At 43.1% G+C, this 13,876-nt stretch carries 1 protein-coding gene; it reads left to right on the forward strand.

From position 1 onward, the window contains the following. Positions 1-4: 4 nt before the first annotated feature. Positions 5-13,858, forward strand: a complete 13,854-nt coding sequence (locus BRLA_RS04660) for a non-ribosomal peptide synthetase (RefSeq protein ID WP_003335203.1) — start codon at positions 5-7, stop codon at positions 13,856-13,858. Positions 13,859-13,876: the final 18 nt, after the last annotated feature.

A 13,876-nucleotide genomic window follows, 5' to 3' on the forward strand; every position in this document is an offset into this window, starting at 1 on the left:
AGATATGTTTAGCAGAAGTAATGTGCAAAATTTGTATCGCTTATCTCCTATGCAAAAAGGGATCTTATTTCATTCCTTAAAAGATAAAGAAAATCATGCCTATTTTGATCAACTGATCTTTACTTTGGAAGGCAAGGTAGAGTTTGAATATTTGGAAGAAGCCCTTACCCAATTAATCAAAAAGCATGATATTTTACGAACTGTTTTTCGTTACAAAAAAGTAAAAGAACCTGTACAAATGGTATTAAAGGAAAGAAGCTCCACTATTTATTTTGAAGATATTTCTCATCTGGAGCCAGAAGAAAAAGTGAATTACATTAAGCAGTTTAAAATGAGGGATCGGGAGAAGGGGTTTGACCTCTCCCGGGACCTCCTCATCCGAATGTCATTATTTAAGCTTGATCAGGAGCAGTATCAGTTAATAATGAGTAATCACCATATCATTATGGATGGTTGGTGCCTTGGCATTATCCTTACTGATTTCTTACGTATGTATAAAGGAATCGTGAATCATACCCCTGTTCCATACGAGCATGTGACACCTTACAGTAAGCATATTCAATGGCTAGAAAAACAGGATCATCAGGAAGCAAAGGATTTTTATCAACAGCTATTAGAGGGATACGACAAAGTAACAGGTGTTCCACAGCAATTAGTACGGGCGAATCACGAAGAATATACTCACGGACAATGCATCGTGAAATTAAATCAAGAAACTGCCGACCGATTGATTGCCATAGCCAAAGCCTACCAGGTTACAGTCAATACCGTCTTCCAAACGATTTGGGGGATATTATTACAAAAATATAATAATACGGATGACGTAGTATTTGGATCAGTTGTCTCGGGGAGACCGGCAGAGATTCCTGATGTTGAAAAAATGGTTGGGCTATTTATCAATACAATTCCTGTGCGAATCAAAGCTGATCAACAGGAGCGATTTGACACGCTAGTAGCCAAAGTACAGGAAATGGCCTTGGCTTCAGAATCATATGATTATCTTGCGTTGGCAGATATTCATCCAGAAGCTGGCGATTTTATCAATCATATTATTGCGTTTGAAAATTTTTATATCGATATGGACAGCTTTAATCAGCTAGCAGATAAAAAAGAGCTTGGATTCTCGCTCGCATTCGCCACAGATCATCACGAGCAAACCAATTATGATCTAAGTGTGCAGGCGCAGATTGGTGATGAATCTTCCATTAAAATTTTATATAATTCCAAGCTTTATACATCGGAATACATAGCAAATGTAATTGATCATTTTGTTACTGTGGCTGACATAGTGGCTGCTAATCCTAGCATCCCTGTAAAGGAAATCGATATTTTAACAAAAGATAAAAAAGATCAGATTCTCTATGGTTTTAACAATACCTATGCAGATTATCCAAGAGAGAAGACCATCCATCAGCTATTTGAAGAACAAGTAGATAAAAATCCGAATCAGATCGCACTTGTGTTTAAAGAAGAGAAGCTGACTTACGGTGAGGTAAATGCGAAAGCAAATCAGTTGGCATACGTGTTAAGAAAGCAAGGTGTACAGCCTAATGATGTAATCGGCATCATCACCGAACGCTCCCCAGAAATGATCATAGGCATTTTGGCGATTTTTAAAGCAGGCGGAGCTTATATGCCTATTGATCCTTCTTATCCGGCTGAACGTATTCAATATATGCTACAGGATAATCAAACGAAGCTATTATTGGTGCAAAAACAAGAAATGATACCAGCCGATTATCAGGGAGAGGTATTGTTCTTAACCCAAGAGAGCTGGATGCATGAGGAAACATCTAATCCGGCTCATATTACTCAAGCACAGGCTTTAGCATATGTGATGTATACCTCTGGTTCTACAGGAGAGCCTAAGGGCATTTTGACAACACATCAAAATATTATGAAGACCGTCATTCATAACGGTTATGTTGAGATTACGCCAGGAGATTGCTTGTCGCAGCTCTCCAATTATGCCTTTGACGGCTCTACCTTTGAAATCTATGGGGCATTATTGCATGGAGCTACATTACTTTTAGTAACAAAAGAGGCTGTACTCAATATGAATGAGCTGGCACGTCTTATTAAGAAGGAGCAAGTGACGGTTTCCTTCATGACGACTGCTCTGTTTAATACACTGGTGGATTTGGATATAACATGCTTCCAATCGGTACGAAAGGTGTTGTTCGGAGGAGAGCTTGCTTCGGTTAAGCATGTCCTGAAAGCCCTTGATTATTTAGGCGAGCACCGGGTTATCAATGTGTATGGACCAACGGAAACTACCGTGTATGCTACCTATTACTCTGTAGATCACTCCATGCTGACGAGGGCATCTGTTCCTATTGGAAGACCGATTAATAACACGAAAGCCTACATTGTAAATACAGATGGACAGCCTCAGCCAATAGGAGTAGTCGGTGAGCTATGCATCGGCGGTGAGGGGGTAGCATGTGGTTATCTTAACCGTCCAGAGCTGACAAAGAAACATTTCGTGGATAATCCGTTTGTCTTGGGTGAACGAATGTATTGTACCGGAGATTTAGCCCGCTTTTTACCAGACGGCAACATCGAATACATCGGGCGGATGGATGAACAGGTAAAGATTCGTGGTCACCGGATTGAGCTGGGCGAAATCGAAAAGGTTCTTTTACAGCACCCAGCTATCAGCGAGACAGTGCTTCTGGCAAAACGAGATGAGCAAGGTCATTCCTACCTGTGTGCGTATGTAGTAGGTCAGGCATTTTGGACTGTTACAGAGCTGCGTCAACACTTGATGGAATCCTTGCCAGAATACATGGTGCCTTCCTACTTTATCGAGATTGAGAAACTACCGCTTACGGCAAACGGGAAGGTAGATAAGCGAGCGTTGCCTGAACCAGACAGAAAAATGGGCAGTGCTTACGTTGCTCCAGAGAACGAAACAGAGGAGAAGCTGGTTCAATTTTTCCAAGAGATTTTGGGTGTTGAGCGAGTTGGCACGCAGGATACATTTTTCGAGCTTGGTGGTCACTCCCTTAAGGCAATGATGCTCGTTCTACAGATTCATAAAGAAATGGGGATTGAAGTCCCGTTAAAGGAGATATTTACACGTCCTACCATCAAAGAATTAGCGGCGTATATTCATAAGATGGATCGCTCTGCCTACAGCATGATTGAGCCAACTGCCAAACAAGAGTATTATCCAGTCTCCTTTGCCCAAAGACGAATGTTTGTAGTGCAGCAAATTAGAGATACGAATACAACCAGCTACAATATGCCGATTTTGCTAGAAATAGAAGGGACTCTTGATAGGGAAAATGTGAGACAAACTCTGAAGAAATTGATAGAGCGTCATGAATCAATGAGAACGTCATTCCATATGATTGACGAGACCTTGCTACAAAAGGTGCATGATGATGTGACATGGGAAATGGAGGAGATGGAAGCGTCCGAGGAAGAAGTTTATGCTTTGACAAAATCCTTCATTCGTCCTTTTGATCTCGGTCAAGCTCCATTGTTTAGAGCAGGATTAATTCGTGTTAATTCTGAGCGTCATTTGCTACTGCTAGATACGCATCACATTATCTCAGATGGTGTATCTACTAACATACTCTTTCAAGATTTTACGCAATTATATCGTGGACGAGAGCTGCCTGCCCTGCGAATTCAATACAAGGATTTCGCCGTCTGGCAACAAGGAGAGGCTCAGCTTGCTCGTCTGCAAGAACAAGAGGAATACTGGCTGAAACAATTTTCAGAGAGTGTGCCTGTACTAGAGCTTCCTACTGATTTTCCACGTCCAGCGATGCAGCAGTTTGATGGTGACGTATTGGACTTTGCATTAAATCAGCAAGTATGGCAGGAATTACAACAGCTCATTGTTAAAGAGGGCTGTACGGCTTACATGATATTGCTGGCGGCTTATCATGTCTTGCTTTCCAAGTATTCGTCGCAAAACGATATTGTGATAGGTTCCCCGATAGCAGGCCGAACAAATGCTGATTTGCAATCGATTGTCGGGATGTTTGTTAACACGCTGGCTATCCGCACCAAATCAGAGGGAACTCAGACATTCCGCGAGTTTCTCTCTACGATTAAACAACTGGTTCTTCAAGCTCAATCCAATGCAGAGTATCCATTTGAAGAGCTGGTTGATAAGGTAAATCCAAGTCGCGATCTAAGTCGCCAGCCTTTATTTGACACAATCTTTGTCATGCAAAACATGGATATTACCGAGGTTGCGATACAAGGTCTTTCAATCGTAACGAAGGACATGGAATGGAAGCATTCAAAATTTGATCTTACATGGGCGGCTGTAGAGAAAGAATCCTTACATTTTTCAGTTGAATATAGTACCCGCTTATTTAAGAAAGAAACAATCGAGCGGATGGCGAAGCATTTTGCCCATTTGCTAAATCAAGTGGCGGAAAATCCTGACTTGAGCCTTTCAGATATGGAATTGGCAACGGATGAAGAAGTGTACCAGCTTTTGGAGGAGTTTAATAATACAGAAGCTGATTATCCGAGTGATAAAACGATCCACCAGCAGTTTGAGCAGAAGGTAGAGGAAAACCCTGATCAGATAGCGTTGTTATTTAAAGATAAGGAAATTACTTACGGACAGTTGAATGCAAAAGCAAATCAATTTGCTCGCGTATTAAGAAAGCATGGAGTACAGCCGGATCAAGTGGTGGGATTAATCACTGATCGTTCCATTGAAATGATGATAGGAATTTTGGCAATCTTAAAAGCTGGCGGAGCCTATTTGCCAATTGATCCTTCTTATCCATTAGAACGGATTACCTACATGCTAGAGGATAGTCAGGCACAGCTTTTGATTGTGCAGGAAGCTGCTATGATTCCAGAGGGGTATCAGGGCAAAGTATTGCTTCTAGCAGAAGAGTGCTGGATGCAGGAGGAAGCGTCCAACTTAGAGTTGATTAATGATGCCCAGGATTTGGCGTATGTCATGTATACCTCAGGGTCTACTGGTAAGCCAAAGGGCAATCTGACGACTCACCAAAACATTTTGAGAACCATCATCAACAATGGATTTATCGAGATTGTACCAGCAGACCGTCTATTACAGCTATCGAACTACGCCTTTGATGGCTCTACCTTCGATATCTACAGCGCGCTATTAAATGGAGCCACTCTTGTACTGGTGCCAAAAGAGATCATGCTAAATCCAATGGATCTGGCGAGGATCGTCCGCGAGCAGGATATTACGGTTTCGTTTATGACCACGTCCCTGTTCCATACGCTAGTGGAGCTTGACGTGACTAGTATGAAATCCATACGCAAGGTTGTATTTGGTGGGGAAAAGGCTTCATACAAGCATGTAGAAAAGGCTCTGGATTATCTCGGAGAAGGCCGTTTAGTAAATGGATACGGCCCTACAGAAACAACCGTTTTTGCTACCACATACACGGTGGATTCTAGTATCAAGGAAACGGGAATTGTACCGATTGGCCGTCCGTTAAACAATACGAGTGTCTATATTTTGAATGAGAATAATCAACCACAGCCGATTGGAGTGCCAGGGGAATTGTGCGTTGGCGGAGCAGGAATTGCACGTGGATATTTAAACCGTCCAGAGCTGACAGCAGAGCGCTTTGTGGATAACCCGTTTCTTGTCGGAGATAGAATGTATCGGACGGGAGACATGGCTAGATTCTTACCAGATGGCAACATTGAGTACATCGGACGAATGGATGAACAAGTGAAGATTCGCGGACATCGAATTGAACTGGGCGAAATTGAAAAAAGTCTCCTGGAGTACCCTGCTATCAGTGAAGCAGTACTTGTCGCAAAACGTGATGAACAAGGTCATTCCTATCTGTGCGCTTATGTTGTAAGCACGGATCAATGGGGGGTGGCTCAGGTACGTCAACACCTACTGGAGGCTCTGCCAGAGTACATGGTACCATCCTATTTCGTTGAGCTTGAAAAGCTACCTCTTACTTCCAATGGCAAGGTAGACAAGCGTGCATTGCCTGAACCAGATCGAGTGATTACCAATGAGTATGTGGCGGCAGTAAATGAGACAGAGGAGAAGCTAGTTCAGTTTTTCCAAGAGATCTTAGCTGTAGACCGAGTGGGAACGCAGGATACATTCTTTGAATTGGGTGGTCATTCCCTAAAAGCAATGATGCTGGTTTCAAGAATACACAAGGAATTAGAAATAGAGGTTCCGTTAAAAGAAGTATTCGCCAGACAAACCGTTAAAGAATTAGCAGCCTATATCAGACAGGCTGAACAGTCGGATTACAGCGAAATCCAACCGGCCATGGAGCAAGAATACTACCCAGTATCTAATGCGCAGCGACGAATGTATGTGGTTCAACAAATGAGGGATGTAGAAACAACAGGCTACAATATGCCGTTCTATTTAGAAATGGAGGGTGCTCTTGAGGTAGAAAAGCTATCTCTAGCTTTGAAACAACTAATTGAGCGTCATGAGTCATTGCGAACCTCCTTCCATATGGTTGAAGATGAACTGATGCAAAAGGTACATGCAGAAGTCGCATGGGAGATGGAAATGATTCATGCCGTAGAGGAAGAAGTTCAACAGCTGACCGATTCCTTTATGCGTCCTTTCGATCTTGCTAAGGCGCCATTATTCCGAGCGAGACTCATTCAAATCAATCCGAAGCGACATTTATTGATGCTGGATATGCATCATATCATCTCAGATGGGGTATCGATGAATGTATTGTTCCAGGATATAACGCAGTTGTATCAAGGGATAGAGCTGAGTCCTCTCAAGATTCAATACAAGGATTTTGCAGTGTGGCAACAAGGCATGGCTCAGGTTGTCCGTTTTCAGGAGCAGGAAAGGTATTGGTTAAACCAATTCTCTGGTGACCTACCAATTTTGGAAATGGTAACAGATTATCCACGACCAGCTATACAGCAGTTCGACGGAAATTCCTGGTCATTTGAAATTGATGCCAAAGTATTGGACAGCATAAAGCAATTGTCAGCTAAGCAAGGCACTACGTTGTATATGACTCTATTGGCGATTTATCAAATCCTGTTAGCCAAGTATACCCGTCAAGATGACATCATTGTCGGAACTCCGATTGCAGGAAGACCTCATGCAGACACAGAGAGCATTGTGGGGATGTTTGTTAATACACTAGCCCTACGTGGTCAACCAAAAGAAGAGCAATCTTTCATCTCTTACTTATCAGAAGTGAAAGAAAACGTACTACAAGCCTATGCCAACGCTGATTATCCATTTGAAGAGTTGGTAGAGAAGCTGCATTTGCAAAGAGATATGAGTCGTCATCCATTGTTTGATACGATGTTTGTCTTACAAAACATGGATATGTCCGATATAAATATTTCTGGTCTAAAGCTTCATTCGCGTGATTTAAACTGGAAAAATGCAAAATTTGATATGACCTGGATGATAGCCGAACAAAATAATCTATTGATTTCGGTTGAGTACAGTACCAACCTGTTTAAACATGAAACCATTCAAAGGCTAGAAAAGCATTTCACTTATTTAGTAGAACAAGTGGCTAAGCATCCGGATTGCTTACTCAGAGATTTAGAACTCACAACAGACGAAGAAAAACAGCAAATACTGACGGTATTTAACGATACTGCTACTGATGATTTACAGGATTTATCCATCTGCCATCTATTCGAACAACAAGTACAGCGTTTTTCAGATCGGCCGGCACTTGTGTTTAAAGACAAGCAGCTCACATACAGTGAGTTCCATGCAAAAGTAAATCAATTAGCTCGGGTACTCAGAAAGAAAGGTGTGCAGCCGGATCAAGCGGTTGGATTAATCACCGATCGTTCCATTGAGATGATGATAGGGATTTTCGCCATCCTAAAAGCAGGCGGAGCTTACATGCCAATTGATCCTTCCTATCCAATCGATCGGATTGAGCACATGCTAGAGGACAGCCGGACTAAGTTGTTATTCGTGCAAAAAACAGAAATGATCCCTGCTAGCTATCAGGGGGAGGTATTACTCCTAGCGGAAGAGTGCTGGATGCATGAAGATTCATCGAATTTGGAGCTGATCAATAAAACACAGGATTTGGCGTATGTCATGTATACCTCAGGTTCTACTGGTAAACCAAAGGGCAACCTGACAACGCACCAAAACATTTTGACCACCATCATCAACAATGGCTATATCGAGATCGCGCCAACAGACCGTCTATTACAGCTATCTAACTATGCTTTTGATGGCTCTACCTTCGATATCTACAGCGCGCTATTAAATGGAGCCACTCTTGTACTGGTGCCAAAAGAGGTCATGTTAAATCCAATGGAGCTGGCGAAGATCGTCCGCGAGCAGGATATTACGGTTTCGTTTATGACCACGTCCCTGTTCCATACGTTAGTGGAGCTTGACGTGACTAGTATGAAATCCATGCGCAAGGTTGTATTTGGCGGGGAAAAGGCCTCATACAAGCATGTAGAAAAGGCTCTGGATTATCTCGGAGAAGGCCGTTTAGTAAATGGATACGGCCCTACAGAAACAACCGTTTTCGCTACCACATACACCGTGGATTCTAGCATCAAGGAAACGGGAATCGTACCGATTGGACGTCCGTTAAACAATACGAGTGTCTATGTCTTAAATGAGAATAATCAGCTTCAGCCGATTGGAGTACCAGGGGAATTGTGCGTTGGCGGAGCAGGAATTGCACGGGGCTATTTAAATCGTCCAGAGCTAACAGCAGAGCGCTTTGTGGAAAATCCTTTCGTGTCAGGAGATAGAATGTATCGTACCGGTGATTTAGCACGTTGGTTGCCGGATGGAAGCTTGGAGTATTTAGGACGGATGGATGAGCAGGTTAAGGTACGCGGTTACCGAATTGAGCTGGGAGAAATAGAGACAAGATTATTGGAGCATCCTTCTATAAGCGCAGCGGTTTTACTAGCAAAGCAAGATGAGCAAGGGCATTCGTACCTATGTGCTTACATCGTTGCAAATGGGGTATGGACGGTTGCGGAACTACGTAAGCATCTAAGCGAGGCTTTGCCAGAATACATGGTGCCTACTTATTTTGTTGAACTAGAGCAGATACCGTTCACTTCTAATGGAAAGGTGAACAAACGCGCTTTACCAGAGCCAGAAGGACAAATGACCAGTGTATATGTGGCCCCAGAAACGGAGACAGAAGCAAAAGTAGCAGCGTTATTCCAAGAGATTTTGGGTGTCGAGAGAGTTGGTACACAGGACATGTTCTTTGAGCTGGGTGGTCATTCGCTAAAAGCGATGATGCTCGTTTTACGAATGAATAAAGAACTGGGCATCGAGGTGCCTTTGAAAGAGGTATTTGCACATCCTACTGTCAAGGAATTGGCAGCAACGATCGACCTTCTTGATCGATCAGGCCACTCAGAGATTGAGCCTGCTCCAAGGCAGGAATTCTATCCGGTATCCTCCGCGCAGAGACGGATGTACGTGGTGCAGCATTTAGGAAATGTCCAAACAACCAGCTACAATATGCCGCTTTTCCTTGAAGTCGAGGGAGCTTTAGAAATTGAGAAGCTTCATCTAGCACTTGAGAAATTGGTCGAAAGACACGAGTCGCTACGAACCTCCTTTCATATGGTTGACGAAGAGCTGATGCAGCAGGTGCAAGAAGAGGTGGCCTGGGATTTAGAGATCATGGATGGAACGGAAGGAGACCTTGCAAGCATCACAGCAGGATTTATACGTCCGTTTGATCTCAGCCAAGCTCCATTGTTCCGTGCAGGCATCGTGCGGATTAGCCCTGAGAGATTCCTTTTCATGCTAGATATGCACCATATCATCTCAGACGGAGTTTCTACCAATGTATTGTTCCAGGATATAACGCAGCTCTATCAAGGAAAGGACCTGCCTCCTCTTCCGATACAGTACAAGGACTACGCTGTGTGGCAACAAGCTGATGCTCAAGTGACTCGCTTACAAGATCAGGAAAGCTATTGGTTACATCAATTTGCTGGAGAAGCTTCTGTCTTGGAAATGCCGACAGATTTCCCGCGTCCTGCAGTCCAGCAGTTCGAAGGAGATGTATGGACCTTTGAGATTGATGCTGACATTCTCAGCCAGTTGAAAAAATTATCAGTGAGTCAGGGTTCTACTTTATATATGACTTTATTGGCGGCTTATCAGGTGTTGCTGGCTAAGTATACCGGTCAAGATGATATTATTGTCGGTTCACCAATTGCCGGACGCCCTCATGCGGATGTAGAGAGCATCGTCGGTATGTTCGTCAACACGCTAGCTTTACGTGGACAGCCTGTAGGAGAGCAGACGTTTATTTCCTATCTGGCACAAGTTAAGGAACAGGTTTTACAAGCTTATGCTAATGCAGAGTATCCATTTGAGAAATTGGTAGAGAAGCTCGATTTACAACGAGATATGAGTCGCCATCCACTCTTCGATACGATGTTTACTTTGCAAAACATGGAGATGACTGATATTGATTTGGCAGGCTTGACCTTCAAGCCATTTGATTTTGAATGGAAAAATGCCAAGTTTGACATGGATTGGACAATGCTTGAGGAAGAAACACTCAAGGTAGCTATTGAATACAGTACAAGCCTGTATACAAAAGAAACCATTAGCAGAATGGCTCAACATTTCACCTATGTTTTACAACAAATTATTGAGCATCCAGCCATTGGTTTGGCTGAAATCAAAATTGCTACTCTGCCAGAAATTGAACAGATTTTAACGCAATTTAATGATACTAGGGCCAATTATCCTGATAACCAAACCATTCATAGCCTATTCGAGCAACAAGTGGAGCGTACACCAGAACAGATAGCTGTTGTCTATCAGGATCAATCCATCACGTATCGTGAGCTTAATGAACGTGCAAATAGATTGGCACGTTGCTTGATCGATAAAGGGATACAGAGAAATCAATTTGTTGCAATCATGGCGGATCGTTCCATAGAAACCGTTATTGGAATGATGGGAATTCTCAAAGCAGGAGGAGCTTATGTTCCAATTGATCCTGATTACCCTCTAGATCGAAAGCTGTATATTCTTGAAGACAGCCATGCATCACTATTATTGTTCCAGCAAAAGCATGAGGTCCCCTCAGAATTCACAGGTGATCGGATATTAATTGAGCAGATGCAGTGGTACCAAGCGGCTGATACGAATGTGGGGATAGTCAATACAGCTCAAGATTTGGCGTATATGATCTATACCTCAGGTTCTACAGGTCAACCAAAAGGGGTAATGATTGATCATCAAGCAGTATGTAACCTATGCTTAATGGCCCAAACCTATGGAATCTTTGCGAATAGTCGCGTTCTACAGTTTGCCTCCTTTAGCTTTGACGCTTCCGTAGGAGAGGTTTTCCATACCCTTACAAATGGAGCCACTCTCTATCTGATGGATCGCAATCTGCTCATGGCTGGCGTTGAGTTTGTTGAATGGTTACGAGTAAATGAAATAACTTCTATTCCGTTTATCTCGCCTTCTGCATTGCGTGCATTGCCGTATGAGGATTTACCAGCATTGAAATATATCAGTACAGGTGGGGAAGCATTACCTGTAGATTTAGTCAGACTATGGGGAACTGAGCGAATCTTCTTAAATGCATATGGTCCGACTGAAACAACAGTAGATGCAACGATTGGCTTATGTACGCCAGAGGATAAGCCACATATTGGTAAGCCTGTGTTGAATAAAAAAGCCTACATTATTAATCCAAATTATCAACTTCAGCCAATTGGGGTACCGGGTGAGTTATGCATCGGTGGAGTAGGGATTGCTCCTGGATATTGGAACCGCCCTGAACTAACTAGAGAGAAATTTGTGGATAATCCATTTGCCCAAGGCGAAAGAATGTATAAGACGGGGGACTTAGTACGTTGGCTTCCGGATGGAAATATTGAGTTTTTAGGACGTATTGATGATCAGGTGAAAATTCGTGGACACCGAATTGAATTGGGTGAAATTGAGACGCGGCTTCTTGAGCATGAGCAGGTAATAGAGGCGGTTGTGCTGGCGCGTGAAGATGAACAAGGTCAAGCTTATCTGTGTGCTTATCTGGTAGCAGCAGATGAATGGACGGTAGCAGAACTGCGCAAACATCTAGGAAAAACACTACCCGATTATATGATTCCTGCTTATTTTATCGAGCTTGAGGAGTTTCCTTTGACACCAAGCGGGAAGGTGAATAAAAAAGCTTTACCAGAGCCTGATGGACAAATACAAACGGGAGTGGAGTACGTAGAGGCTACTACCGAAAGCCAAAAAATCCTTGTTGAGCTTTGGCAAGAGGTGTTACGTGTCGAGCGGATCGGTATTTACGATAACTTCTTTGAGCTGGGCGGTGACTCCATCAAGGCAATTCAAATCACAGCAAGATTGCGTCGTCACCACCGCAAGCTGGAAATCAGCCATCTGTTTAAGCACCCAACGATTGCAGAGCTTGCACCATGGATGCAAACCAGTCAGGCATTACTTGAACAAGGAACTGTTGAAGGCGAAGTTATGCTCACGCCAATTCAAAAAGCATTCTTTGAAGAAAATCAGGAACAGCCGCAGCATTTTAATCAGGATTCGTTACTGTACAGCTCGAATGGCTGGAACCAAGATGCGATCGAGCAGGTATTTGAAAAAATAACGGAGCATCACGATGCCCTGCGAATGGTGTATCCGCATACCGAGGGCAAGGTGACTCAGATCAACAGGGGACTTGAGGACAAGGCGTTCACATTGCAGGTGTTCGATTTTACCCAAGAACCAACTGATACGCAGGCAACGAAAATTGAGCAAATCGCTACTCAATTGCAAGCGAGCTTTGATTTAGAAAAGGGACCTCTGGTACGACTTGGCTTATTTACCACCAAGGCTGGGGATTATTTACTGATCGTGATCCATCACCTAGTGATTGACGGCGTCTCTTGGCGTATATTGCTTGAGGATTTTCATAATGCTTATCAGCAAGTCATTCAAGGTCAAGCAATTGTACTTCCTGAAAAAACGACCTCCTTTAAAACATGGAGTGAGCGCTTGAATGAATATGCAAATAGTCATGCTCTTTTACATGAGATTCCATATTGGAAGCAGATGGAAGAAATATCGATCGCCCATCTTCCTAAAAAAGGAAACAATGACGGTAGATATTATGTGAAGGACAGCGAATATGCCACGATGAGTCTAACAGAAGAAGAAACCCAAAATCTTCTTACTCGTGTACATCGAGCTTATCGAACGGAGATTAATGATCTATTGCTTGCTGCATTAGGATTAGCAAGTAAGGAATGGACAAAAGAGAATCGAGTGGCTATCCACTTAGAGGGTCATGGTCGTGAGGAAATAGGTGAAGAGGTAGATGTCAACCGCACTGTTGGATGGTTTACCTCCCTGTTCCCAGTCGTGATTGATTTAGAAAATGACGAATTGCCTCTCATCATTAAATCGGTAAAAGAAACCTTGCGCCGAGTTCCTAATAAAGGCATGGGCTACGGCATACTCAAGCATCTGACAAGCGATGCGAACAAACAGGAGATAACCTTCTCGCTTCGCCCAGAGATCAGCTTTAACTATCTGGGGGTATTTGATCAACAAGAGGAGGAAAGTGAATCTGCTGGGATTCCTACTGGTCAGCCGATCAGCCCACAATATTATGACACGCACCTGCTGGAGTTTAATGGAGCGGTCTCGAATAACCAGTTGCATATAAATTGCCGATTTGCTCCTGCAGCCGTTGATCGAGCGATTGTTGAAATTTTGATGGAGCGCTTCAAGCACCATTTACTTCTAATTAGTAAGCATTGCTTGGAAAAGGATACCGTAGAATTTACACCTACTGATTTTACAGAAAAGGAATTAAGCCAAGAACAGCTTGACGATCTATTAGATGATTTGTTTGAAGACATAGATGATCTGTAATCGCAATGAGATAGGTGG

The sequence above is a fragment of the Brevibacillus laterosporus LMG 15441 genome, assembly GCF_000219535.2.
GTDB lineage: Bacteria > Bacillota > Bacilli > Brevibacillales > Brevibacillaceae > Brevibacillus_B > Brevibacillus_B halotolerans.

Excerpts from the sequence above, each read along its gene's own strand:
- BRLA_RS04660 (WP_003335203.1), top strand. The coding sequence starts at position 5 with ATGTTTAGCAGAAGTAATGTGCAAAATTTGTATCGCTTATCTCCTATG.